Origin of the sequence: Actinoplanes sp. NPDC051494 (assembly GCF_044454705.1) — a bacterium.
Classification (GTDB): Bacteria; Actinomycetota; Actinomycetes; order Mycobacteriales; family Micromonosporaceae; genus Actinoplanes.
Window position 1 is genome coordinate 378,636 of record NZ_JBITDZ010000008.1, and the last position, 25,667, is coordinate 404,302.

A 25,667-nucleotide genomic window follows, 5' to 3' on the forward strand; every position below is an offset into this window, starting at 1 on the left:
AGAGTCATGAAGATCAGCTTTGTCGTCCCGACCCGCAACTCGGCCCGGACCCTGGCCGCGTGCCTGGGTTCGCTGCGGACGCAGACGCACCCCGACGTCGAGGTGCTGGTGGTGGACAACAAGTCCACCGATGCCACCGTGGCGATCGGTGAGCGCTTCGCCGACCAGGTGCTGCAGTGGGGACCGGAACGCAGTGCGCAGCGCAACCACGGCACGAAGTGCAGCACCGGCGACGTCGTCGTGTTCATCGACTCCGACATGGTGATGGAACCGCACCTGGCCGCCGAGATCGCCGAGAAGTTCGCGGCCGAGCCCGGGGTCGGCGCGCTGGTCATCCCGGAGCGCTCGTTCGGCGACGGCTTCCTGGCCCAGTGCCGCCGGCTCGAGAAGAGCCTGTACGTCGGGGACGCGGCGGTCGAGTCGCCGCGGGCGTTCCGCCGGGAGCTGATCGAGGAGCTCGGCGGCTGGAACGAGGACCTCACCGCGGCCGAGGACTGGGATCTCGCCGACCGGACCCGGGAGGTCGCCACGATCGGGCGGGTGGAGACGTACATCTGGCACGACGAGGGCCACATCAAGCTGCGGGCGACCTTCGCGAAGAAGCGCTATTACGGCCGCTGGATCGACCAGTATGTGAGCATGCATGCCGATTCCAGCACCAAGTTCACCCGGACCGCGCTGCTGAACAAGCCAGGGCGGCTGCTGCGCCACCCGGTGCTGACGGCCGGGCTGGTCACGCTCAAGGCCACCGAGGCGGCCGGGCTGCTGCTCGGGGTCCGCGACAGCCGGGCGGCGAACGCGCGATGACCAGGATCGTCCACCTCATCGCGGAGTACTCCGGGCACGAGGCGATGGGACGCACCGTCTCGGAGACCGCGTCGCGGGTGCCGGGTGACCACTACCTGGTGACCTCGCACGCGCACGACGGCACCGGGGTGTTCGCCGGGGTGGACGAGCTGGGCGGGGCGGTGGCCAGCTTCCCGCTCGGGCGCACCGCCGCACTGGCCGGGGTGCTGGCCCGGATCCGGCCCGACGTCGTGCACCTGCACGCCGGGGCGCTGGGCCCGTTGCAGGCCGCGATGTCGGTGCTTCGGCCGTACAAGACCGTGCTCACCGCGTACGCGTGGCCGACCGTGCCCGGTCCGGCGACCTGGCGGCGGGCGTCCCTGGCCGAGATGCGGTCCTCGAACGTGCTGCAACCGCGGGTCGCGCTGACCACGCTGCTGCCGCCGATGCTCGCGACCGCCGCGCTGCACCGCGCCGGGGTGTCCACTGTGCTGACCCCGGACCCGCGCGTCGCGGAACGGCTCGGCGGGCATCGCGGTCTCACCGTCACCCGGCTGCCGTCCGGGGCGCCCACCGACGAGCGGCGGGCACGCTTCACCACCGGCCGGCCGACCGTCGTGTTCGCGGGCCGGGCCGAGACCGTACGCGGACTCGACACCCTGCTGGCCGCCTGGCCCACGATCCGCGAGCGGGTCCCGGGCGCCCGCCTGCGCCTGCTGCTGATCCCCCGCCCCGAGCTGCCCGCGATCCTGGCCCGGGCCGGGTCCGCGGCCGACGTGGAGGTCGTCACCGAACCGGTGCAGGACCTGCTCGCCGAGCTGGCGGCGGCCCAGGTCGGCACGTGGCCGTTCAAGTTCGACTACACGACGTCCCCGCCGGCGATGGCGGTGGCCGAGGCGATGAGCGTCGGCCTCCCGGTCGTCGCCACCGACGTCGCCTGCGTACGCGCGGTGCTCGAACCGGGCGTCAACGGCATCGCGGTGCCCCCGGCCCGCCCGGCCGCCCTCGCCGACGCGATCGCCGGCCTGCTGCGCGACGAGCTGGGCTGGCACCGCTACGCCGAGGCCGGCCTGCGCTCGGTCCGCGACCAGCTCGGCTGGGACCGCGCCGCCGAGGTGACCGCGCGGGCGTACGCGCTCACCGGCCCCAGCCCCAGCGCAGCTGGGTGACGCCGGGTTGATCGGCAGCCGCACGGTGGCGTAGCGCCTACTCCAGCCAGATCACTATCCCGGTGAGGTCGTGCAGGACCGCGGCGACACCGGCCCGGATCGCGGCGGAGCACCGGGCGGCGGTGAACGAGGCCGGGTCGTACGTGGAGGCCGAGCCGAGGCCCTCGCCCCGGAACGACGCACCGGTCCAGTCGACCGCGGTGACGTTGTGCGTCGGCTCGGCGAGCTCGGCGCCCACCACCAGGAATCGCTGGTCGAGGTGGCTGGGGGTGACCAGGGTGAGCGGGTCGACCAGAGCGTTGCCGGCGCTGACGACGAGGTCCGGCTTCAGCGCCATCGACCGCGTGATGCTGGGCACCAGGTCGGCCGGGCCGTCGGCGACCACCGTGCGCAGGTCCGCGTCCTCGGCATCGGCCCAGTCCTCGACGGCCGCCACCAGCGCTTTCGTCGGGGCGTCGTCGCCGTAGGTGAGCAGCACCACCCGGTAGCCCGCCGACGGGTGGACGCCGTCCCACGATCCCGGCGCCGGGGTCACGGTCGCTTCCGGGGCGGGCGGCGCGACGATGAAGCCGGCTCCGAGGGCACCGACCGCGCTGGGGGCGGGGTGCGGCTGGGACCAGTCGCCGTCACTGCCACAGCCGGCGGTCAGAGCCGCGGTGAGCAGGGCGGCGACCCAGAACAGGGGACGCATGGGCTCATTGATATCCCAGCCGCAGCCACCCTGAGCAGGTTGTTTCCAGGGGTTCGCCCGCTGTCTCGATCTTGTTCATCCACGGCGTGCACCGTGCACTCGTTCATAGCGAAGGAGCACCACGTTGCGACGCCTAGCCGTCATCTTCCTGGGCATCGCGGCGACCGCGATCGCCGCCCTGTCCGCCGCGCCGGCGCAGGCCCACGGGTTCTCGTCGACCGTGTACGCCCACGTCGACGGGCAGCTGCGCACCACAGTGGAGCTCGAGTACGACCTGTTCATCGTTTCGGTGGCCGACGATCCGCTGTTCCTGGAGGGGACCCCGGCGTTCGAGTCCGGTGACGCCACCGCTCAGGCCGCCGCCCTCAACAACCACAAACCGGCCGCGTTCGGGTACGCGACCCGCCACTTCACCGTGTCGGCGGGCGGGACGGCATGCACCCCCACGCAGTCGGGTGACTTCACGATGGGCGAACGCGACGGGGTTCCGTACACCACCCTTGTCGTCGATTGGGCCTGTATCGGTGACGACTATGAGCTGACCAGCACCCTTTTCCCCGATGAAGACGGGTATGTGAAGGGCACGAAGACGATCGTCGACTACGACATCGCCGGGCATTCCGGCAGCGCCGCCCTCGACGCCGCGCACCCGTCGTTCTCGACCGGCCAGTCCTGGTACGCCCGGTTCGGCGAGTTCTTCGTGCTGGGCGCCGAACACCTGTTGTTCGGGATCGACCACATCCTGTTCCTGCTGGCGCTCATCGCCGGCTCGCGGCGGCTGCGGGAGATCGTGCTCGCCGCCACCAGCTTCACGCTCGCCCACTCGGTGACGTTCCTGCTGGCCGCGCTCGGCCTGGTCGACGTGCCCGGCAGCGTCGTGGAGCCGGTCATCGCGCTGTCCATCGCCGTGGTCGCCGCCTGGGGTCTGCTGAAACGTCCCGCCGCGGTCGAGGAGGGTGGCCTGGATCGCGCGGGCTGGATCCGGCTCGGCGTCGTGTTCTGCTTCGGGCTCGTGCACGGGCTGGGCTTCGCCGGCGCGCTCGGGATCGACGAGGCGTGGTCGTGGACGCTGCTCTGGTCGCTGCTGGTGTTCAACGTCGGCATCGAGGTCGTCCAGCTGTCGATCATCGCGGTCGTCTTCCCGCTGCTCCTCGTGCTGCGCCGCCGGGCGCCGCGGGCCGGGCGCTGGGTCACCGGTGGCATTTCAGCGGGTGTGTCCGTCATGGGGCTGATCTGGTTTGTGCAGCGCGTCACCGGCGGCTGAAACCTTCTCAGGTCTTCCGGGTCGATCCACCCGTTCTCCTGATCGTGTTCACCGCCGGTTCATCCGGTCCGCCCAGCTTGATCTTGCTTCGTCGTACACCTTCTCTCATCCGGAGAAAACATTGAGCACCTCCAAGCTGGCCACCGGGGCGGCAGCCGCCGTCCTGGGGCTCGCGGTCGCCCTCGGCAGTGGACTGACGGCACCCGCCAGTGCCGCCGAACCGGCCACCCTGAGCGCCATCATCCTCGGCGTCGGCGCCAACGAGACCCAGCGCGTCGTCACCTGGTACTCCTCGGCGGACACCGCCCAGCAGGTCCAGATCGCGCCGACCACCTCGATCGCCAACGGGGAGTTCCCGGCCGGATCGAAGACGTTCGCCGCGCTCGGTGAGGCCAACCTCGCCACCAGCGGCGGCTACAACCGGCACGCCACGATCACCGGGCTCGAGGAGCACACGGCGTACTCGTACCGGGTCGGCACCGAGGGCAACTGGTCCCCGGCGTACGCGTTCAAGACGCAGGACTTCGAGGGCGACTACGACTTCCTGTTCTACGGCGACCCGCAGATCGGCGCCTCCGGCAACCTGGCCAACGACCAGGCCGGCTGGCAGGACACCGTGGACGTGTCGCTGGCCGCCAACCCCGACGCCGAACTGCTGGTGTCCGGCGGCGACCAGGTCGAGACCGCCAACACCGAGGCGCAGTGGAACGCGTTCCTCGCGCCCGACAAGCTGCGTCAGTACCCGTGGGCGCCGACCATCGGTAACCACGACGTCGGCGGCAAGGCCTACGAGCAGCACTTCTTCCCGCCGAACACGGACCGGTCGGCCGCGTACTACTCCAACGGCAACCCGGCCTCGAACACCTCGGGCGGTGACTACTGGTACATCTACAAGGATGTCCTGTTCATCGACCTGAACAGCAACAGCTACGCCACCTCGCAGGGGGGCGGCGGCGACGCGGCGCACGTCAACTACGTCACCGACATCATCAACAAGCACGGCGACGAGGCCAAGTGGAAGGTGCTCGTCTACCACCACTCGATCTACTCGGCCGCCTCGCACGCCAAGGACGCCGACGCCAAGGTGCGCCGGGTCGACTTCCCGACCACGTTCTCCAAGCTCGGCGTCGACCTGGTGCTGCAGGGTCACGACCACGTCTACACCCGTAGCTACGAGATCAAGAACGGCGTGAAGGCCAACCCGGACGAGAAGCCGGGCGACGCCGACGTGTTCACCGGCCCGGGCGGGGTCATCTACATGACCGCCAACTCGGCGTCGGGCTCGAAGTACTACGCCATCACCGCGCCGGACAACACCGGGACCAGCGGCGCCGGCAACGGTGCCGACCCGCTGAAGCCGGAGAACTACTGGTACAACTCGGTGCAGAACCAGGAGAACGCGCGGTCGTACGTCAAGGTGCAGGTGCGCAGCGACAAGCTGGTCCTGCAGAACGTACGCAGCGCCGCGGCCGCCGGCCAGCCGGTCGGTTCGATCGTCGACAAGGTGACCGTGCACCCGTACATCGCGGACGGCCAGGAGATCCAGGTCGACGTGCCGAACGCCGCCCCGGGCGAGTTCGGCTGGACGATCGACGGCTACAACGGCCTGGTCGACCTCGGCACCGCGCAGGACCACAACGGCGAGTACTTCGGCGCGACCGGCAAGATCAACCCGATCGCCGTGTCGGACACCCGTCGCACGCTCGCGCCGTGGTCCATCTCGGCCAGCGTCGGTGACTTCAAGGACGCCGCCAAGTCGTTCCCCGGCTCCTACCTCGGCTGGACCCCGCAGGTCATCACCGACGGCGCGGGCGCCAAGGCCGGCGCGCCGGTCAAGTCCGCGTACGACGACGGTGGCCAGGGCCTGTCCGTCGCCCGGGGCCTCGCCTCGGCCGACCAGGGCCACGCCAAGGGCACCGCGAAGCTCGGCGCCGACCTGGATCTGAAGATCCCGAACAGCGTCGACAAGGGCACGTACCGCGGCACCCTCACCATCACCGCACTGAGCAGCTGAATGCCCGGCGGGGCCGGTCCGCCGGCCCCGCCACCCCTCCTCGAAGGACGTTTGTGATGCACCTCCGCAGAACCGCCACCGTGGCCCTGATCGCCGCCTGCACGTTCGCCGGCCTCGGCACCGGCCCGGCGCTGGCTGAGGAGGGCGACGTCACCTGGACGGTCCGCACCGCCTCCAACACCTTCGGCGAGGACCGGTCGAGTTACAGCTATTCGGTCAACCCCGGCGGCACGGTCGAGGACGCCATGATCGTCGCCAACCGCGGCAAGGACCCGGTCGAGCTGACCGTGTACGCCGCGGACGGCTTCACCACCGACACCGGCCAGCTCGACGTCGGCACCAGGGACAAGAAGGCCGTCGCGGTCGGCGCCTGGCTCAAGGCCGGCACCACCGCGCTGACGATCCCGGCCGGCAGGACCGTCGAGGTGCCGTTCGCGGTCACCGTCCCGGCCAACGCCACCCCCGGTGACTACGTCGGCGGCCTGGTCACCTCGATGACCCAGCCCGACCAGACCGAGACGATCAATGTGGAGCGCCGCCTCGGCATCCGGGTCAAGCTCCGGGTCGGCGGCGACCTGCTGCCCACGGTCGCGATCGAGGACCTGCACGTCGGCTACGCGGGCTCGCTCAACCCGTTCACCAAGGGCGACGCGACCGTCACGTACACGATCCACAACACCGGCAACGCGGCCCTGTCCGCGCAGCAGACCGCCGAGATCACCGGCCCGTTCGGCACGTTCCGCGCCCGGGCCGGGACGATCGAGCAGTCACCGGAGCTCCTCCCGGGCGAGAGCTGGAAGGTGACGGTGCCAGTGCCCGGCATCGCCCCGGCCTTCCGCCTCACCGCGACCGCCACCCTGACCCCGGTGCTCACCGACGCGTCCGGCTCGCTCACCTCGCTGAAGCCGGTCACCGCCACCGCCGGCACCTGGGCCGGTCCGTGGGCACTGCTCCTGCTGGTGGTCCTGCTGATCGCGGCCGTCATCGCGGCGACGATCGTCTCCCGCCGCCGGCGCGTCCGGCGCAAGCTCGCCGAGGACGCCCGCGTCCAGGAAGCCGTCGAGCAGGCACTGCAACGACAGGCGTAACCGTCCGAACACCTGAGTCGTTGGGGTCCAGGTGAGCGGTATCGATCGCAGTGTCGGAGATGGATCTGTCCTGTCAGCCGCTGTGTTCCGCATAGGTCACTTCTAGGGTCGACCACGTGACCGACGACATCCCGGCTCCGGTGCTCGACGCGGTCCTGGTGACGCCCACGACCGCGCCGGCCGGTGAGCAGGTGACGGTCCGCTGGCAGACGCGGTACGCCGACACCGTCGAGGTCACCGGCCCGGACGGCACGACCGTGGGGGTCCCGCCGGCGCGGGTGGACGACGGTTCGGCCCGGATCGTCGTGACCCGGCCCGGGCCGATCACCCTGCATCTGCGCAACGCGGCCGGGACGAGCCGGCACACCACCCGCTGGGTGCACGTCTTCGAGCTGCCCCGGATGTGGGCGGTGCCGGTGCCCGCCGCTCCGCCGCTCACCTCCGGCCGGGCCCTGTCGGACGTGGCCGACCTGATCAGCGGCGCGTGGACCGGTGCCCCGGCGCCGGCCGGCCCGATCCCGGTGCCCCCGTTCGACCCGTCCACGGCACTGACCTCCTTCCCGTACGACGTGGGCCGCTGGTTTTTCCGGCGGCCCACGTTCTCCCGTTCCCGAATCAAGAAGTGGTGGAGATCGCCATGGGCCTGACACACCATCTGGCACTGGTCGCCGGTGCCCGGCCGGACGTGCTGGAAGCCGCGCCCGGCGACCGGATCCGCTACGCCGCCATGGGTGGCGTGATCATCTCGACGGCCGCGGTGGCCGCCGCCTCGGCCATCATGGCCGTGCGCATGGCCATGGGTCTGCCGATCGCCTGGGCCCTGCTGATCGGGCTGGTCTGGGGCGTGATCATCTTCAATCTGGACCGCCTGCTGGTGGTGCAGATGATGCGCCAGCCCCGCAAGCTGATGTCGCTGGCCGCCGCCGTCCCGCGGGTGCTGCTCGCGCTCGTGCTCGGCACGGTGATCTCCACCCCGGTGGTGCTGGAGATCTTCCGGCCGGAGATCGAGACCCAGCTGCTGGTGCTGCAGGCCGAGCAGAACGAGGAATACCTGAAGCAGATCTCCGGGAACCCCGATTACGCCCGCATCCCCGGCCTCACCGAGCAGGTCGCCGCCGACCAGGCGGTGCTCGACAAGGGCGCGCCGGTCAACGTGGAGAGTGATCCGGCGGTGGTCTCCGCGCGCACGTTGTACGACAACGCCCAGAAGGACTACGCGACGGCGGAAAAGGCCGTGGTCTGCGAGAAGGAGGGCACCTGCGGCTCCGGGAAGGCCGGTGCCGGCATCGCGTTCGACGAGAAGGTCCGGATCCGCGACGACCGGCTGGAGATCCGCGACGAGGCCGCCGACCGGCTGGCGAGCGCCCGGGAGCAGGCGACCACGAACCTGGCCGCCGCGCAGCGGACCGCCATCACCGCGGCTCGGACCCGGCTCGCGGCGAATCAGGAGACGCTGGCCGGGCTGAACCAGCGCCTGGAGGCCGAGAAGCGGGCCCACGCGGCGCGCAGCGGCAAGGACGACGGCCTGCTGGCCCGCCTGGAGGCACTGGACCGGCTGGCCGCCGACCGGCCCACCCTGCAGCTCGCCCACCTGACGTTGTTCCTGCTGTTCCTCGCGCTGGAGCTGCTGCCGGTGCTGATGAAGCTCCTCCAGGTGCTCGGCCCGGAGACGGCGTACGACCGGTCGGCCAAGGAGGTGGATGCCGGTCACGCGCGCCGGGCGGCGGGGCGGCGCGACGCGGAACGCGAGATCGAGGACGAACGCCTCGAGCTGATCAAGGCGGCGGCCAAGGCGGGCAACCAGAAGGTGGTCGATGCCCAGAGCCAGGTGATGGGCCGGGTCCTCGACGCCTGGGAGCAGCACGCGCTCGAGGAGAGCGAGCGGGACGTGGACCGCTGGCGGGCCCGGCCACCGGTTCCGGACGACGACGACCTGACCCGGCCGCAGCCGGCGCTGTACGAACCGGCGCCCCGTACCAATGGCCGCGCGTACTGGCCGGCGCTGGACGACTTCGACGACCCGGGGATCCCGCCGCAGCGCACCGCCGGCTGGTGATGACAAAAAGGGCCGGAGCATCAGCTCCGGCCCTCTCAGCGTCCTACGGTCAGTACTTGCGGTCCAGGACGAACGCCCAGTAGATCAGCGTCGTGGCCTGGGCCGAGGTCAGCGAGGCCTTCTTACCGGCCGAGAGCAGCAGGACCTTGGCGATGTAGATCAGGAACTGGTGCTTGTTGAGGTTGGCGTCGATGTCCTTGAGCGTCGCGGCGCTCGCCGACGGCAGGTACTGGTGGGTCAGGGCGATCAGCCAGGCGACCGAGGTCTCCACCGTGTAGGTGATGGTGACCGGGGCGGCCGTGTTGCCGGCCTTGTCGACCGCGCCGGCACAGATGATCGTGTGCAGGCCCTTCTCGTTGCTGGTGTGGGTCATCGTCGCCTGGGTGGCGACGCCCGCACCGTCGTCGGTGGTGCGGCAGGAGACCGACGGGTTGGCCTCGGTGCCGTAGACGGCGCCCTTGATCGCGCCCAGGACCGACACGACCGGCGCGGTCTTGTCGATGTTGACGGTGGCCGTGGTGGTGGTGCTGTTACCGGCCTTGTCGGTGGCGGTACCGGGGACCGCGATCTGCAGACCCTCGGTGCCGACGACCACGTCGGCCGGGCAGGAGGCCACCGCGGAACCGTTGTCGGAGCAGGTGAAGTGGACGGTCGGGGCGGCGTTGTACCAGCCGGCGTCGTTCTTCCTGCCGTCGACCGTCGCGCTGATCTCCGGGCCGAGCAGGTCGACGCTGACGTTGACGCCCGCGGTGGCCGGGTTGCCGGCCTTGTCGACCGCGGTGCCGGTGATCCGCTGCATGGCACCGTCCGTGGCGACCTTCACGTCGGCCGGGCACTCGGCCAGGCCGGAGCCCTCGTCGGTGCAGGTGAAGTGGACGGTCGGGGCGGTCTTGTACCAGCCGTCGGCGGTGGGCTCACCGACGATCGTCGCGGTGATCGACGGGGCGGTCTGGTCCATGTTGACGCTGATCGAGGTGCTGGCGACGTTGCCCGCGCCGTCGGTGGCCGAGCCCAGGATGAGCTGGCCGGCGCCGTCCGCGGTGACCGGCACGTCGGTGGGGCAGTCGGCGATGCCGGCGATGTCGTCGGAGCAGGTGAAGTGGACGGTCGGGGCGGCGCGGTACCAGCCCTCGGCGTTCGGCTTGCCGAGGATCTCGGCGGTGATGGTCGGCGCGTTCGGGTCGACGTTCAGGATGACCCTCGCGGCGCCGGTGTTGCCGGCGTTGTCGACGGCGGTGCCGAGCACGGTCTGCGCCGCGCCGCCGGTGGCGACCACGACGTCCGCGGGGCAGGTGGCGATGCCGGAGCCCTCGTCGCTGCAGCTGAAGTGCACGGTCGGTGCGGTCTTGTACCAGCCGGTGGCGTTGGCGTCGCCGGAGATGGAGGCGGTGACGACCGGGCCGGTCTGGTCGAGGTTCAGGGCGACCGTGGCGGTGGCGGCGTTGCCGGCGACGTCGAACGCGGTGCCGACGACCTTCTGGCCGATCGTGTCGATGGCGAGCGTGCGGTCGGCCGGGCAGCTGGCGATACCGGAGCCGGCGTCGGCGCACTCGAAGTGGACGGTCGGCGGCGTCTTGTACCACCCGGCGGTGTTGAGCTCACCCAGCACGGTGGCCGTGATGACCGGGGCGAGCTGGTCGAGGTTGACCGTGACGGTGGCGGTGGCGGTGTTGCCGGCCTTGTCGAGCGCCGTGCCGGTGAGCTTCTGGTTCATCGCGTCGATCCGGATCGGGGAGTCCGCCGGGCAGGTCGACAGCGCCAGGTTGTCGGCACAGGTGTAGTGGATGGTCGGCGGGGCGGTGTACCAGCCGGCCGCGTTCTTGACACCGATGACGGCGGCCGAGATGGTCGGCGCGGTCTTGTCGACGCTCAGCTGCAACGTCGTCGTGGTGGTGTTGCCGGCCGTGTCCACCGCGGTGCCGGTGACTCGCTGCAGGAGCCCGTCGTCGGAGAGCGTGACGTCGGTCGGGCACTTCGCGATGCCGCCCTCGTCGGAACACGCGAAGTGCACAGTGACAGGCTGGTTGAACCAGCCGTTCTTCTTCACCGCCGACAGCGTCGTGGTGATGACCGGCGGGGTCTTGTCGGAACCGGTGGTCACCGTGGTGCTGGTGGTGGTCTGCGTCGGGTCCGGCGTGGCCGCCGCGTCGGTGGCCGGCGTGTCGGTGGCCGGGATCGGCTCGGCGACGGGCACGGGTGCGGTCCAGATCGGCACCGAACCGGTGGCCGCGCCGCTGCCGCCGTTGCTGTTGTACGCCTTGAGCTCGATCATCCAGCTCTTGTTGAGGTCGAGCTTCAGCGTGCCGGAGGTGGCCGACGCGTCCACGCGCTGCGACCCGGTGATCTTGGCCTCGCCGTAGTTGAGCATGTAGTACGTGGGGGTCGGCCCGGTCGTCGCGGCGTCCCAGACCACCTCGACGGTGCCCGGTGAGTCCGCCCGGCGCTTCACGACCAGGCCGGTCGGGTCGGCCGGCTTGAACGGCATCATCGTCGACTTGGCGGTGAGGCAGGAACCGTAGTCGTTCAACGCGGTGACCGAGAGGGAATAGGTGCGCGCCCCTTCGACTCCGGCGTACCGGAACGACGTGTCCGTCGTGGTCGTCTCCCGCAGCACGGTGCCGTCGGACGTACGGGCGAACACGACGTGGTAGCCGGTGACCGGGGAGAGGCCCGGCGAACTGGGCACCTTCCACGACGCAACGGCGGTGGAGCCGTCGTCCTCGCGGCCGGTGGACAGGCTCGAGACGTAGCCGGGGGCCAGCGACTTCACGGCCCACCAGCTGGTGAGGGTGGAGTTGCCGTCCTTGTCGGCGGCACCGACGCGGATCTTGTAGGCCGCGCACTCGTCGGGCGCGTTGAGGACATAGGACGTCGTGGACGCCGGCACGTTGATCACGGTCTCGACGTCGCCGGTCATGAAGTCGACGACGTAGTGGTCGGCGTCGGTGACGGTCTTCCACCCGACGTTGATCTTCCGCACGTCGTCGGTACCGCGAGCCACACTCCAGCTCTTCGGTGCCGCGGGGGCGGCGTAAGCGGCCATGGGCGTGCCCACGGCGGTCGCCGTCACGCCGACCAATCCGGCGCCCACAAGTGTGAGCAAACGCCTCACGTCCATTTGTCCTCTTCTCGGTTCGAGCGGTTCGACTCGTAGATCGGCGCGCTCTCTCAAGCCGATCTCAAGGGGTGGTGTTCTCCGGGTAAAAGTCACAGCGCCAGCTCAGCCCGGGACGGGGCCCGCTCGACGACGGCGGTCGCGGCGACCGGCAGGGTGAACCAGATCCGGGCACCACCGCGGAAATCCGGGTCGGCGCCGATGGCCCCGCCGAGACGTTCCACGATCCGCCGGCAGATGGTCAGGCCCAGACCGGTTCCCGGGTACGCGTCCGGGTGCGCCCGGTGCAGCTCCCCGAAGATCGCCTCGTGCTGCCCGTCCGGGATGCCGACGCCGTGGTCGCTCACCTCGATCCGGACGGTGCCGTCGGCCCCGGTCAGCGCCGAGACGTGCACGCGCGCCGGCTCCCCGGGCCGCACGTACTTGACCGCGTTGCCGATCAGGTTCTCCATCAGCCGTCGCAGCATGCCGTGGTCGCCGCGGACCGGGGGCAGCTCGGCGTACGTGATGTGCGGTGCCGGCCGCGGCTGGGCGCCGGGCCGGGGCAGTTCCACGGCCCGGTCCGCGACGACGTCGTGCACCAGCGCGGTCAGGTCGATCGCGGTCAGGTGCAGCGGCGCCCCGCGCACGGTCGAGTACGCCAGCACGTCGTCGATCAGCCGGCGCATCCGGTCGGTGCCCCGGTTGATCTCGGCCACGAAGTCGTCGTAGTCCGCCGGACGCGGGTAGCCGACGTCGAGGTGGGTGAGCAGCTGGGCGTACCCGAGGATGCCGGCCAGCGGCGCCTTCAGGTCGTGGCTGATCTCCCGGGAGAACGCCTCGAGGTCCTGCACGGACCGGCTCAGCTTCGCCACCTGCGCCTCGAGCTCGGCGTTACGCTGCATCAGGCGTTCCACGTCGGTCTCCGGGGTCGGCGTATCAAAGTTGTGCGGCACGGTGCGCTCCTTCGTCCCCGGCCAGGTATCCGGCCATCACGCGGACCGTTCCGGCCACCGCGTTCTCCACGCTCTCGACCAGCCCGGCCAGCTCTTCCTCGCTGGTGCCGGCGGTCGCGTTCCGTTCCACCCGCGCGCACGCCTCGGCGAGCGGGTCGGCGCCCAGCAGTGCGCTGGACGACTTGAGCGTGTGCGCGGTGGCGCGCAGCGCGTCGTGGTCGTGGTTGCGCAGCGCCTCGGCCAGCGCGGTGCGCCGCCCGTCGAGCTGGGCCAGGAACGTGTTGACGGTGATCTCGACCAGCGCCCGGTCCTCCAGCTGCCGTTCGAGCTCGTGCAGCTTCTCCAGGTCGACCGGGTCCTCGGGGACCGGCGGTTCGGGCCCCGGATCGGACTCCGGCTCCCGGGCCAGGTACGGCTCCAGCGCCGCCCGCAGCTCGGGCAACGTGATCGGCTTGCTGAGGTGGCCGTTCATGCCGGCCGCCAGGCACCGTTCCTTGTCGCCCTGCAACGCGGTCGCGGTCAGCGCCAGCACCACGGTCAGGTCGCCGGCCGCGCGGATCCGCCGGGTCGCCTCGAGGCCGTCCATGCGGGGCATCTGCAGGTCCATCAGCACGATGTCGTACGTCGCCGGGCCGAGCAGCGCCTCGACCGCGGCGGCCCCGTCGGCCACCGTGTCGCACTCGACGCCGAGCAGCTCGATCATCCGCTTGAACACGGTGCGGTTGACGTCGTTGTCCTCGGCGAGCAGCACCCGGCCGCCCTCGAGCCTCGGCACGGTCACCGGTGCGCCGCGGACGCCCGTACGTTCCTGGTTGAGCGTGGCCACCAGGCGGGCGAGCACCAGCGGGGCGGTCAACACGCCCGGCTTGCGGACCAGGCCGGTCCGCGGGTCGGTGGTGCTGATCATGAGCGCGCGGCCGTTCGGGCCGAGCACCTTGGCGACCGCGTCGGCGCGGTGCACCGCTTCCTCGTCGTGCGCGTCGTCGCACCACAGCACGGTGTCCACGCCGGCGATCCCGGCGATGACGTCGTCGAAGCGGGCCGGCACCGGGTCGGCGCCACCGCTGATCAGCAGCCAGGTCAGGGCCAGCTCGGAGCGCGGGGACGGCGCGACGACCGCGACGCGGCGCCGGGCCAGCTGCGGCCGGCTGTCGGTGTCGGGCTGGATCGGGGCCGGCTCGTACGGCAACCGGATCCGGAACTGGGCTCCCCGGCCCGGCTCCGACTCCACCTCGATGGTGCCGCCCATGCACTCCACCAGCCGCCCGGCCAGTGCGAGCCCGAGCCCGGCGCCCTCGTGCCGGCGCGCCGCCGTCGAGTCGGCCTGCACGAACGGGGCGAAGATGCGCCGCAGGTCGGGCTCGGCGATGCCGGGCCCGGTGTCCGAGACGGTGATCGTGTACGCGTCCGCGCCGTCCCGGGCCGCCGTGACGACGACCTCGCCGGCCTCGGTGAACTTGACCGCGTTGCCCACCACGCTGGTCAGCACCTGGCGCAGCCGGTCGGCGTCACCGAGCACCGCCTCGGGCAGGTCCGGGGCGGGGGCGGCGAGCAGCAGGATCTTCTTGCTCCGTGCCTCCTGCTGCAGCGGCTCGATGATGCCCTCCAGCACCGGCCGCAACGGCACCGGTCCCCGCTCGACCTCGAGGCTGCCGGTCTCCAGGCGCGCGAGGTCGAGCAGGTCGTCGGTGAGCGTCTTGAGCAGGTGCACCGAGCGGTGCACGCTGTCGACGACCTCGCGGACGTCCTGCTGCAGGTGCTGCGCCCGCAACAGGTCCACGGTGGCGACCACGGTGGTGACCGGGGTGCGGATCTCGTGCCCGAGCAGCGCCAGGAACTGCGACTTGGCCTCGGCCGCGCCGTCGGTGACGGTCACCGCCTCGACGGTGACCAACCGGCGGTGGTCGCCGCAGTCGCTCTCGAGGTGGGCGACCCGGACCGTGCGAGCGGCTCCTGAATCACACCCACACGTGAGTTCCTGGGGACCGTCGGCGGGCCGCAGCTCCCGTACGGTGGAAAGCAGGTTCCGGTGGGCCGGGCAGCCGTCGTCCCGGCCGGCCAGCACGGCGCCCTCCGGGGAGAACAGCGGTGCCCACCGACCGTTGGCGACCAGGACACGACCGTCCGTGTCCACGACCGCCGCCGGGCCGGGAAAGACCTCGACCAGCGTGCGCGCCGCAAATCCCATGCGCTGACCTTTCGGGGGGACCGGGACCCCAGGGAAAGGTCCGTGCACTCAGGCTGGGTGCGCACGGGCGCCAACCGGGTCGCATCCGGGTGCGAAACGGTTTCGATGAGCGCGGATCCGAAACCCTCACCCCGGTCCCGGAAAAGCCGATGGAACAGGTATGCCGACTGGGGTCTGTCCTGCCGCTCATGGCGAGCCGAGACGCGGTCCAGGCGTCGCGTCGCAAGTGGGCCGGGCGTTCGAATACCGGGTTTGTATTCGGGCGTTCGGACCGCGCCGCGAGGCGAGACCTGGGCCTCGTCGCAGGCCGTCATGAGCGGCAGGACAGACCCCCAGCACCGACGCCCTCGTGACCTGCCTGCGCTCGCTGACAAGCTGTGGCGGGTGCCGTTGGGGACGGCGGCTGTCACGTTCGCGATCTGCGGGCCGGCGCATGCCCTCGGGCACACCGACTTCGTCTTCTACGCCGTCCTGGTCGGCCTGGTCCTGAGCGCGGTCGCCGTGCCACTGGGCATGATCGGGCTGCGGCACCCGGAGGAACAGTGAGCCCCCACAAGTCCCTGAACGCGCTGCGGACCGTCGCCGCCGTGCTCGTGGTGATCTACCACCTGCGGACGCTGCTGTTCGAGGACGGGCACAAGGGCAGCATCTTGTACGCGGTGACCGGCCTCGGCCCCGCGGCAGTGCTCGTCTTCTTCGTCCTGAGCGGCTACTGGGTCGGCGGCAGCGTCCTGTCCGGTTTCGGCAAGCAGCGGTTCCGGTGGGCCACCTACGCCACCGCCCGGCTGAGCCGGCTCTGGATCGTGCTCGTCCCCGCGATCGCCCTCACCGCGGTGCTCGACCACCTCGGGCTGGCCCTGCTCCCGGACACGTCGATCTATCTGGGCTCCGAGGCGTACCACGACACCGTGCCGGCCGGTGACCTCGCCGGGCGGCTGGACCTCGGCACCGCGCTGGGCAACATGGGCTTCCTGCAGACGATCGTCGTGCACACGTACGGGACGAACGCCTCTTTGTGGTCCCTTGCGTACGAAGCGGCCTTCTACGCGATCTTCCCGCTCGCGCTGTACGCCTGGAAGGGCCGGGGCGGTCCCGGTCTGCGGATCCTCAACGGCGCACTGGCCGTCGGGGTGTGCGTCCTGGTGGGCCCCAAGGTGCTGATGTACCTGCCGGTGTGGCTGATGGGGGCGGCGGTGGCCATGTTCCGTACCCGGATCGGCACGTGGCTCGCCGCCCGCACCCGCCGCACCCTGGCCCTGGCCCGCGGCGCCGCACTGATCCTGCTCGCCGGCGCGATGGCCGCGACCTACGCGAGTTACAGCGGCCGCAACGTGCTGGTGCTGGCCGGCGCCACCACGATCATGCTGATCCTGCTGGTCCAGGACGTGCAATGGTCCGGCTGGCCGGACCGGGTCCTCACCGCGATCTCCGGGTACGCCGACTCGTCCTACTCGCTGTACGCCATCCACCTGCCGATCGCCGCGATGACCGCCGCGCTGCTGACCCCGGACGTGACCCGGCGCTGGGCGCCGACCCTGCCGCACTGGTTGTCCCTGATCGGCCTCACCGCGCTGCTCGTCCTGATCGGCTGGGCGTTCGCCTGGGCCACCGAGCGGCACACCGATCGCCTGCGCAAGGGCGCCGACCGCTTCCTGCGCTCGGGGGCCCATCGCGCGCTCAGCGCGCCGCGGTAACGGCCGAAGAGAAGGGGGATGCGACGTCTCATCCCCCGTGACCTGTTCGTGGGTGCCTCCTGGCCGGTCGCGCGCCCGTACCTGATCGTGCTCGCGCTCAACGCGCTGATCGTAAGCCGCTGGTTCCGCACCGGCACGTTCATCGCCGCCGGGGACATGGGGGCGTTCATCCGGCGCGGGTGGGCACCCGAGGTCAACTGGGCCTGGAACCACCAGACCACCGGCGCCGGGTCGGCCGGCTACACGATGGTCCGGGCGTTCGAGTTCATCCTCATCTGGTGCTGCCGGGCGGTCGGGCTCACCGAGTACTCGGCCCAGTGGCTGTTCTACATCTGCATCTACGGGCTGGTCGGCTTCGGGGTCGCGTACCTGGCCGGGGCGTTCGTGAAGAGCGAGATCGCGATCGTCGCGGCCGGCTGCTTCGGCATGCTCAACGGTTTCTTCCTGACCCGGCTGCCGAACCCGCTGAACGTCATCTCGGTGGGCTCGGTCGCGCTGATCACCGCCATCGCTATGCGGGTCGCGCAGGGCCGCCGGGTGCCCACACCGATCGCCGGGTTCGCGCTCATGCCCACGTCGTTCCTGTCGTTCAACCCGCCGATGCTCGTCGTCGCGTACGCGTGGGCCGTCGGCGGAACACCCCTGGTGGCCGCGCTGATCTTCGGCCGCAGGTCGGCCGGGCGCCTGCTGAAATGGTTCGTCCTGGCCACGCCGTGGGCGATCCTGCTGAACGCCTACTGGCTCCTGCCGCTGGCACAGAGCTTCACCGGCGGTGGCGGCGCGACCTCGAACGCCACGTTCACCGACCCGACGAACTGGTCCTGGTCACAGGTCAACAACCTGGCGCCGAACATCCTCACCATGGTCGCCAACTGGGCCTGGTTCCGGCCGCAGTACCTGCCGTTCGCCTCCGACCTGGACCGGCCGTGGTGGATCTGGATCCGCTACCTGCTGCCCATGCTGGTGTTCCTCGCGCCGATCCTGGCCCCGCGACGGCTGCGCCGGGTCGCGTTCGGCCTGATCCTGCTGGTCCTGCTGTTCGTGTTCCTGGCCAAGGGCCTGCGGCCACCGCTCAGCCAGATCAACCTGTTCCTGTACATCCACGCGCCCGGCTTCTGGCTGTTCCGCGAGCCGATGAGCAAGCTCGGCCAGCTGCTCATCTCGTTCTACGGGGTCATGCTCGCCATCTACCTCGAAGGCATGCTGCACCTGTTGCGGCGATGGCGGCCCACCCGGCTGCCGGGCTGGGTGCACCGGCTCGCGTACGCGGGTGCCACCGTCCCGTTGCTGCTGGTGCTCGCGTACCCGTACCCGCTGTACACCGGCGGCGTCATGCCCGACGAACGGCCGACCCAGCCCTCGACCCACGTCCGGGTGGCCCAGGAGTGGTGGGACATGGCCGCCCACATCGACGCCGACCCGCGCCCCGGCAAGGTGCTGGTGCTGCCCCTGGACGACTACTACCAGATGCCCACGACCTGGGGTTTCTTCGGTGTCGACAGCATCGCGAACCTGCTCATCGAGCATCCCGTCGTGCAGGTGAAGCCGGACGGCTACTTCGGTGACGTGCCCGGTTTCGCCGCGGACGTCCGGGCGATCGAGACCGCGCTGCTGGCCGGCGACCTGACGCCGGTGCCGAAACTGCTCGACGCCATCGGGGCCGGCCGGGTGATCATCCGGCACGACCTGCTGCGCGGGCTGCCGAACCGCTACTTCGCCGACGACCGGATCCTGTCCGAGGCGATGGCCAAGGTGCCGGGGGCGGTGCTCGACATCGACGGGACGCTGCAGCTGTGGAACTTCGACGGCGGGACGAACCCGACCGTCCGTACCTATGACCGGCTCCTCGATGCCCCGGCCCGGCCCACCGCCGGCGCCGCCGCGCTGGGCACGGTCGACACCCGGACCGCGATCGCCGCGCGGGTGGACACGTCCGTCGCGGCGCTCAGCCCCCAGGTGGACGACACCGCGGCGGTGACGCCCGACATCGTGCACTGGCCGGTGCCCGCGGTCGACAAGGGCTCGCCCACCACCACGATCGACGTCGAGGCCGGGCGGTACACGCTGGCCCAGCGCGCCCGCGCCGGAGCGGTGCTGCAACCCGTCGTCGACACCGCCGAGGACCGGCTCGTGCTGCGGGACCCGTCGGTGGTCAAGGTCGACGGCAAGGCGGTCTCGACCCGGCCGCAACTGACGATCCCGCTGCCGGACGGACGGGACATCCTCGCGGTCCGCAGCGGCACCCGGATCGTCTCGCTCGACGGCCCGCCCGGTGCCGCGACCCCGACGGTGCAGGTCGGCGCCGCGACCGACCTGACGCTGTTCGCGAAGTCGGCCCGGCCCCCGGACCTCACCGGTTACTCCGACGTCTTCGACTGCAACAACTACGAGCCGCGACCGTGGAGCATGCTCGGGCTCACCCAGAAGATCACCGGCGGCACCGTACGGCTGAGCGCGCTCGACCATGCCGCCTGCACCAAGGTCGTGGTCCGCAACGCCAAGGAGGGCCAGGTCTTCCGGATCCGCCTGCAGTACCGGCGGGTCACCGGCGCCCGCCCGCAGATCTGTCTCTGGCAGACCGGGTCGGCCGGCTGCGAGCTCGCCGCCCGGCCGGTCGCCGACGACGACTGGAACTGGTACGAACGGGTCGTCACCATGGACGCGCTCTCCGACGAGCTCCAGATCATCCTGCACGCCGACGTCGGTGAGCGGCTCAAGCCCAAGAGCGTCGCCGAATACCGCAACCTCCAGGTCGACGCGCTCGACCCGGTGGTGACCGAGACCGTCTGGCCGCCGGCGGTCCCCGAGGTGTCCGTCGACCTGACCGCCGGCAAGCACCAGCTGCGCGTCGACGGCGGCCTGACCGGCTCGGTGCTGTCGCCGTTCGAGGCGCTCGAGGACTGCTTCCGCTACGACGACGAGACCGCCGACGAGGCCGGGCTGGCCGCGGAGTCGCAGATCGGGCCGGACGGTGAGACGACGTACACCCTCAAGGCGATCCGGCACCTGGCCTGCATCGGCGCCGAGGCCAACGACATCGGCGCGGCATCGCTGTACGAACTGTCCATGGAGGCGCGCAGCGTCGCGGTCCGCAACCCGAAATTCTGCCTGTTCCTGCGCGGGCCCGACCTCTGCCGCACGCTGCCCTACGTGGCCGCCTACAGCGGCTGGACGTCATATCAGGCGCTGATCCCGCCGGACCCCAACGCGGTCGAGACCAGGCTCTATCTGTACGGCCTGCGCGACCTCGAAGGCAAACAGCAGTCCCAGGTCGAATACCGCGGGGTACGCATCCGCCCGGTAGCGCCGTTCTCCGTGGTGCTGGTCCGCGAGGCCACCCCCGCAGCATCCTCCAGTGTGGACTGGTCCCGGCAGAACCCGGCGAACTTCTCCGGCACCGTCACCAGCACCGGCCCGACCACGGTGGGCCTGGCCGAGAACGCCGCCCCCGGCTGGCTGATGACCGGCGTCGAGGGTGCCGAGAAGGTCACCATCCAGGGCTGGATGAGCGGCTGGAGCGTTCCCGCGGGCGGCGACTTCCACCTGACCTACGCGCCGGCCAAACTCGCCCGCTACGCGTACTACCTGCTCCCGGTCGGCGTCATCGCGGCGATCGCGTTCATGTTCCTGGTCCGCCTGCCCGCCGGCCGCCCCGGCGATTGGACCGTGCGGCACCGCCGCCGCACCTTGTTCGGCCGGCTCTGGTCCCGCCGCCCCCGCCCACTCCGCTTCGCTCTTCGCTTCCTTCGCGGAAAACTGCGGCGCGCATGAGAACCTTGTCGAAGAAGAAGCGCGGCGTCATCGCCCTGCTCGTCGTGCTCATCCTGATCGCGGTGTGGCTGCTGACCCGCTGCGGGTCGGCCCAGGGCCAGATCAAAGTGGTCGCGGTCGGTGACATGGCCTGCGACCCGGCCGACCCGGACATGGACCGGACCACCGTCGCGCAGGGCGACCACTGCCGCCACAAAGCCGTCTCGGACATCGCGGTGGCCCTGAACCCGACGATCCTGCTCGGGCTCGGCGACTTCCAGTACGAACTGCCCAAGACCGAGGCGTACAAGACGGTCTACGGTCCCTCGTTCGGCCGTCTCAAAGCCCGCACCGTCCCGGTGTACGGCAACCAGGAATACAAGATCCAGGACGCCAACACGTTCACCGCGTACTTCGGCGACCGGATCAAGGACAAGAAAGGCTACTGGTCGCAGAACCTCGGCCAGTGGCACATCCTGGTGCTCAACTCCAACTGCTCGGCGGTCACCGGCGGCTGCGGCACCGGCTCCCCGCAACAGGCCTGGCTCGTCCAGGACCTCAAGGCCAACAAGAAAAAATGCGTCCTGGCCGCCTGGCACCACCCGCGCTGGTCCACCGGCATCGCCGGCCCCGACCCCCGCTCCGCGGACCTCTACAAGACGCTCTACGAGCACAAGGTCGAGATCGTCCTCTCCGGGCACGAGGCCGACTACGAACGCTTCGGCCCGCTCGACCCGGACGGCAACCCCACCGACAAGGGGGTACGCCAATACGTGGTCGGCACCGGCGGCCAGGCCCACTACCGTCCGGCGGCCACCGACGACACCCACGACGAACGCGGCAACCCGGTCGCGACCACCGGCCGCCCGGCAAGCGGATACGTCGACTACGTCCACCACGGAGTCCTCGAACTCGACCTAGGCGCCGGCTCCTGGGTGACCCGCTGGCACCCCCTCGAAGCCGACACCTCGGTCACCGACGAGTCCAAGGGGTCGTGTTTCTGAGCTACCCTGTTCGCCCTCTCGCTCGGCACCCGTTACGTCTACGTCAAGAGCCGGGTCGCCTGGCTGACCTCCGTCAACGACGGAGCACCCACCCTCGCCCCGCTGCACGACCGCGAGGTAACGAAGCTACCTGACCGACGGCACCCTGTCCGGCACCACAGCGATCCTCACCCGAGCCGTGGTCACCGGCCCCGGCCGGCACCCCTGACGGGTGGTACCCGGGTACCACCCGGCCCGGCGGATTGTCTCCCCCGGTACCACTGGTGGAGCCCGCTCGCTGCCTAGCGTGGGTTGCATGATTGAAGTACGGCAGCTCACCAAGCGCTACGGCACCAAGACCGCCGTCGACGGGCTGGACTTCGTGGCCAAGCCCGGGCAGGTCACCGGGTTCCTCGGGCCGAACGGGGCCGGGAAGTCCACCACCATGCGCATGATCATCGGGCTGGACGCGCCCACGTCCGGGTCGGTGGCCGTGAACGGGCGGCGGTATGCCGAGCATGCCGCCCCCTTGCACGAGGTCGGGGCGCTTCTCGAAGCCCGGTCGGTGCATCCGGGGCGCAGTGCGTACAGCCATCTTCTCGGTCTTGCCCGCACCCATGGGATCCCGCGCACCCGGGTCGAGGAAGTGATCGGGCTCGCGGGTCTGAGTGCCGTCGCCGGCAAACGGGTCGGCGCGTTCTCGCTCGGGATGGGGCAGCGGCTGGGGATCGCCGCCGCGCTGCTCGGGGACCCGGCGGTGGTGATGCTGGACGAGCCGGTCAACGGGCTCGACCCCGAGGGGGTGCTGTGGGTGCGCAAGCTGCTCTCGGGGCTCGCCGCCGAAGGTCGTACCGTCATGTTGTCGTCGCATCTGATGAGCGAGACCGCCCTGATCGCCGACCACCTGGTCGTCATCGGCCGGGGCCGGTTGCTGGCCGACACCAGTGTCGACGCGCTGGTCCAGCAGGCCGGTGGTGGGGTGCGGGTCGGCAGCGGCGACGCCGACCGGCTGCGGCAGGTCCTGTCCGGGCCCGGGGTGAGCGTCGCCTCCAGCGCCGACGGTGAGCTGGACGTCGCCGGGCTCAGCGCCCGCGAGATCGGTGAGATCGCCAACCGGCACGACATCGCCCTGTACGAGCTCAGCTCCCGGTCCGTGTCGCTGGAGGACGCGTTCATGGAGCTCACCCGAGACGCCGTCGAATACTCCGACTCCCGGAAGGTCGCCGCCTGATGAACACGTACCGGCTCACGTATCGCGGTGTCCTCGCCGGCGAGTGGACGAAGTTCTGGTCGTTGCGTTCCAGCTGGATCACGCTCGGCGTCTCGCTGGTGCTGCTCGCCGCGTTCGGGGTGATCGCCGCGCTCACCTACAGCCCGGGTGGCCAGGCCGGACCGGGGCCCGGGGGTCCCGGGGCGGGTGCCACGGACGCGGTCGGGCTGGCGCTGACCGGTTCGACGTTCGCGTCACTGGCCATCGGGGTGCTCGGCGTGCTGGTCGCGGCCGGCGAGTACTCCACCGGGCTGATCCGGGCGACCATCGCCGCGGTGCCGGCCCGGTTGCCCGTACTCACGGCCAAGAGCTTGTTGTTCGGTGTCACCGCGTCCGTGGTCACCGCGGCCGGCGCGGTGCTGGCGTTCCTGTTCGCCGCCCCGCTGATCAGTGGCGAGCCGATCGCGCTCGGGATCGGGGCCGACGGGGTGCTGCGCAGTCTGCTCGGCGCCGGCCTCTATCTCGGCCTGGTCGGAGTGTTCGGGGTGGCGCTCGGCATGCTGGTGCGGTCCAGCGCCGGGGGCATCGCGACGCTCGTCGGGGTGCTGCTCATCCTGCCCGGCCTGACGTCACTGCTGCCCGATTCGTGGTCCGACACGATCGGTCCCTACCTGCCCGGCACCGCCGGCGGCGCGGTGATGTCGCTGCAGACCTCGGACGGTTCGCTGGGCCCGTGGACCGGTCTCGCGGTCTTCGCCGGCTGGGTCGCACTGACCCTGGCCGCCGCCGCGTATCGCCTGGTCAAGACCGACGTCTAGGGTCAGTCAGGATGAGCGAATCACAGGTGTGGCTGCTGTCGGTCCGGGACCGGCTCCAGCGGGCCGACCGGCGGCGGCCGTGGGTGCTCGACCTCGCGCTCATCGCGTTCGTCACGCTGACCAGCGTGCGCGGTCTGGCCGGCGCCGATCACCGCGGCGGCCCGCCGGTCCAGATCAGCCAGGCCGACCTGCCGATGGGGGTGCTCATCGCGCTGACCGCCGGGCTGATCCTGCCGCTGTGGTGGCGGCGCCGGGCCCCGGTCGCCGCGTTCGCCGCCGTCGCCGCGGTGGCGCTGCTGCAGGCCGCGCTCGGGGTCTGGCTCCAGGCCGGGATCAGTCTGCTCATCGCGGTCTACAGCGTCGCCGTGTACGGCTCGTTACGCGCCCTGGCCTGGGCATATGCGACCGCGGCAGCCGCGCTGGCGCTCACCGCCGTGCGCGTGGTGCCGTCCCCCTACCTCCTCGTCGGGCTGTTCCTGCTGCTGGGCACGCTGACCGCGGCCGCGTCGATCGGGATCGTGGTGCGCACCCGCAGCGCCTACCTGGCCGCGCTGGAGGACCGGGCGCAACGCCTCGAGGTCGAACGTAACCAGCGGATCCGGCTGACCGCGGCCACCGAACGCTCCCGGGTCGCCCGGGAGATGCACGACATCGTCGGCCACAACCTGTCGGTGATGATCGGTCTCGCCGACGGTGCCGCGGTGCTCGCCGGGAGCCGCGGGGAAAGCACCGGGGAGCCGCTGCGGCTGATCGGCGAGACCGGCCGGCAGGCCCTCGGTGAGCTGCGCAAAGTCCTCGAGGTGCTGCGCAGCGGCCCCGAGGGCGACGGGCTCAGCCCGCAGCCGGGCGTCACCGATCTCGACGACCTGGTCGGCCGGGTCCGTGCCGCCGGCCTCCCGGTCGGTTACCGCAGCTCGGGCGCGGCCGGCACGCTCAGCGAGGGCCTCCAGCTGACGATCTACCGGATCGTGCAGGAATCCCTGACCAACACGCTCAAGCACGCGGGTACGGGAGCCACGGCCGCGGTCCTCGTCGAGGAGTCCCCCGGCCAGGTCCGGATCCGGGTCACGGACACCGGTTCGGGCCGGCCGCCGCCGGGGGACGCCGAGCCCGGCCACGGCCTGGTCGGCATCCGGGAACGGGCCGGGCTCTACGGTGGCGAGGTCGTCGCCGGGCCCCGCGACACCGGCGGCTGGCTGGTGGACGTCCTGCTGCACGACCGACCGCCCCGGGAGGACACATGACCACGGTCCTGATCGCCGACGATCAGCCGCTGCAACGCCTCGGCTTCCGCATGCTGCTGGAGGGCACCCCGGGCATGACCGCGGTGGGTGAGGCGGCGAACGGTGCGGAAGCCGTCCGGATGGCCGCCGACCTGCGCCCCGACGTCGTGCTCATGGACGTCCGGATGCCCGGCACGGACGGCATCGAGGCCACACGGCGGATCACCGAGGCGGGCGGCCGGGCCCGGGTGCTGATCCTGACCACGTTCGACCTCGACGAGTACGTGTACGCCGGCCTGCGTGCGGGAGCCAGCGGATTCCTGCTCAAGGACGCCCGCCCGGAGGAGCTGCTGGCCGGTATCCGGGCGGTGGCCACCGGCGACGCGGTCGTCGCGCCCAGTCTCACCCGGCGGCTGATGGACGCGTACACCAGGGACCAGCCGGACCCCGGCGGTGCCGCACCCGCGCATCCGGGCCTGGCCGCCCTCAGCGACCGCGAGCACGAGGTCTTGGTCGCGATCGGCCAGGGCTGGACCAACACCGAGATCGCCGACCGTCTTGTGCTCACCGAGTCGACGGTCAAGAAACATGTCGGCCGGGTCCTCGCCAAGATCGGCGCCCGCGACCGCATCCAGGCGGTGATCTTCGCCTACGACCACGGCCTGGTCCACCCCGCCGCCTGA

At 71.1% G+C, this 25,667-nt stretch carries 19 protein-coding genes; 15 read left to right on the forward strand and 4 right to left on the reverse strand.

Features of this window, described 5'->3' with window-relative positions:
- Positions 1-6 precede the first annotated feature (6 nt).
- Together ACIA6A_RS27315 and ACIA6A_RS27320 are read left to right on the forward strand one after the other, a co-directional pair.
- Positions 7-807 (forward strand): glycosyltransferase family 2 protein, encoded by an 801-nt coding sequence (locus tag ACIA6A_RS27315; protein WP_396100710.1) that lies wholly within the window; start codon positions 7-9, stop codon positions 805-807.
- On the forward strand, positions 804-1,955 hold the full coding sequence (locus ACIA6A_RS27320; protein WP_396100712.1) for a glycosyltransferase family 4 protein: 1,152 nt from the start codon (positions 804-806) through the stop codon (positions 1,953-1,955). The genes ACIA6A_RS27315 and ACIA6A_RS27320 overlap by 4 nt, the downstream gene beginning before the upstream one ends.
- A gap of 37 nt (positions 1,956-1,992) precedes the next feature.
- Here the strand turns inward: ACIA6A_RS27320 and ACIA6A_RS27325 are convergent, their stop codons facing one another.
- Positions 1,993-2,646, reverse strand: coding sequence for a hypothetical protein (locus ACIA6A_RS27325; RefSeq protein ID WP_396100713.1), 654 nt, complete (start codon positions 2,644-2,646; stop codon positions 1,993-1,995).
- Positions 2,647-2,770: 124 nt separating this feature from the next.
- On the opposite strand from ACIA6A_RS27325, the gene ACIA6A_RS27330 reads away from it, so the two are divergent.
- The 5 genes from ACIA6A_RS27330 (at position 2,771) to ACIA6A_RS27350 (ending at position 9,068) form a co-directional block, all read left to right on the forward strand.
- Positions 2,771-3,910, forward strand: a complete 1,140-nt coding sequence (locus ACIA6A_RS27330; RefSeq protein WP_396100714.1) for a HupE/UreJ family protein — start codon at positions 2,771-2,773, stop codon at positions 3,908-3,910.
- Between the two features lie 121 nt (positions 3,911-4,031).
- Positions 4,032-5,924, forward strand: a complete 1,893-nt coding sequence (locus tag ACIA6A_RS27335) for a fibronectin type III domain-containing protein (protein ID WP_396100715.1) — start codon at positions 4,032-4,034, stop codon at positions 5,922-5,924.
- A gap of 56 nt (positions 5,925-5,980) precedes the next feature.
- Positions 5,981-7,012: a WxL protein peptidoglycan domain-containing protein gene (locus ACIA6A_RS27340; protein WP_396100716.1), complete on the forward strand. Its 1,032-nt coding sequence runs from the start codon at positions 5,981-5,983 to the stop codon at positions 7,010-7,012.
- Between the two features lie 116 nt (positions 7,013-7,128).
- The gene (locus ACIA6A_RS27345; protein WP_396100718.1) at positions 7,129-7,659 is read left to right on the forward strand and encodes a hypothetical protein; all 531 of its coding nucleotides are present in this window, start codon (positions 7,129-7,131) and stop codon (positions 7,657-7,659) included.
- Positions 7,650-9,068 carry a DUF4407 domain-containing protein gene (locus ACIA6A_RS27350; protein ID WP_396100719.1) on the forward strand — a complete coding sequence of 473 codons (1,419 nt, stop codon included), beginning with the start codon at positions 7,650-7,652 and terminating at the stop codon, positions 9,066-9,068. Before ACIA6A_RS27345 ends, ACIA6A_RS27350 begins: the two co-directional genes overlap by 10 nt.
- 49 nt (positions 9,069-9,117) lie before the next feature.
- Here the strand turns inward: ACIA6A_RS27350 and ACIA6A_RS27355 are convergent, their stop codons facing one another.
- From ACIA6A_RS27355 to ACIA6A_RS27365, 3 genes are all read right to left on the reverse strand, one after another.
- The gene (locus tag ACIA6A_RS27355; RefSeq protein ID WP_396100720.1) at positions 9,118-12,069 is read right to left on the reverse strand and encodes a Neogenin; all 2,952 of its coding nucleotides are present in this window, start codon (positions 12,067-12,069) and stop codon (positions 9,118-9,120) included.
- 206 nt (positions 12,070-12,275) lie between these two features.
- Positions 12,276-13,118, reverse strand: a complete 843-nt coding sequence (locus tag ACIA6A_RS27360) for an ATP-binding protein (protein WP_396100721.1) — start codon at positions 13,116-13,118, stop codon at positions 12,276-12,278.
- A complete protein-coding gene (locus ACIA6A_RS27365) occupies positions 13,102-15,306 on the reverse strand; it encodes an ATP-binding protein (protein WP_396100722.1) in 2,205 nt (734 codons plus the stop codon). Before ACIA6A_RS27365 ends, ACIA6A_RS27360 begins: the two co-directional genes overlap by 17 nt.
- 384 nt (positions 15,307-15,690) lie before the next feature.
- Between ACIA6A_RS27365 and ACIA6A_RS27370 the strand changes: the two genes are divergently transcribed.
- From ACIA6A_RS27370 to ACIA6A_RS27405, 8 genes are all read left to right on the forward strand, one after another.
- Positions 15,691-15,852 carry a hypothetical protein gene (locus ACIA6A_RS27370; protein ID WP_396100723.1) on the forward strand — a complete coding sequence of 54 codons (162 nt, stop codon included), beginning with the start codon at positions 15,691-15,693 and terminating at the stop codon, positions 15,850-15,852.
- The gene (locus ACIA6A_RS27375) at positions 15,849-17,000 is read left to right on the forward strand and encodes an acyltransferase family protein (RefSeq protein WP_396100724.1); all 1,152 of its coding nucleotides are present in this window, start codon (positions 15,849-15,851) and stop codon (positions 16,998-17,000) included. Before ACIA6A_RS27370 ends, ACIA6A_RS27375 begins: the two co-directional genes overlap by 4 nt.
- Positions 17,001-17,018: 18 nt before the next feature.
- Entirely contained in the window at positions 17,019-20,771 is a 3,753-nt protein-coding gene (locus tag ACIA6A_RS27380; protein ID WP_396100725.1) for a hypothetical protein, read from the forward strand.
- Positions 20,768-21,754 (forward strand): metallophosphoesterase family protein, encoded by a 987-nt coding sequence (locus ACIA6A_RS27385; RefSeq protein WP_396100726.1) that lies wholly within the window; start codon positions 20,768-20,770, stop codon positions 21,752-21,754. Before ACIA6A_RS27380 ends, ACIA6A_RS27385 begins: the two co-directional genes overlap by 4 nt.
- 295 nt (positions 21,755-22,049) lie before the next feature.
- Positions 22,050-22,964 carry an ABC transporter ATP-binding protein gene (locus tag ACIA6A_RS27390; RefSeq protein WP_396100727.1) on the forward strand — a complete coding sequence of 305 codons (915 nt, stop codon included), beginning with the start codon at positions 22,050-22,052 and terminating at the stop codon, positions 22,962-22,964.
- Complete coding sequence (locus tag ACIA6A_RS27395) at positions 22,964-23,761, forward strand: ABC transporter permease (protein WP_396100728.1); 798 nt, start codon at positions 22,964-22,966, stop codon at positions 23,759-23,761. The genes ACIA6A_RS27390 and ACIA6A_RS27395 overlap by 1 nt, the downstream gene beginning before the upstream one ends.
- A gap of 11 nt (positions 23,762-23,772) precedes the next feature.
- Positions 23,773-25,005, forward strand: a complete 1,233-nt coding sequence (locus tag ACIA6A_RS27400; RefSeq protein WP_396100729.1) for a sensor histidine kinase — start codon at positions 23,773-23,775, stop codon at positions 25,003-25,005.
- A complete protein-coding gene (locus ACIA6A_RS27405) occupies positions 25,002-25,667 on the forward strand; it encodes a response regulator (RefSeq protein WP_396100730.1) in 666 nt (221 codons plus the stop codon). Before ACIA6A_RS27400 ends, ACIA6A_RS27405 begins: the two co-directional genes overlap by 4 nt.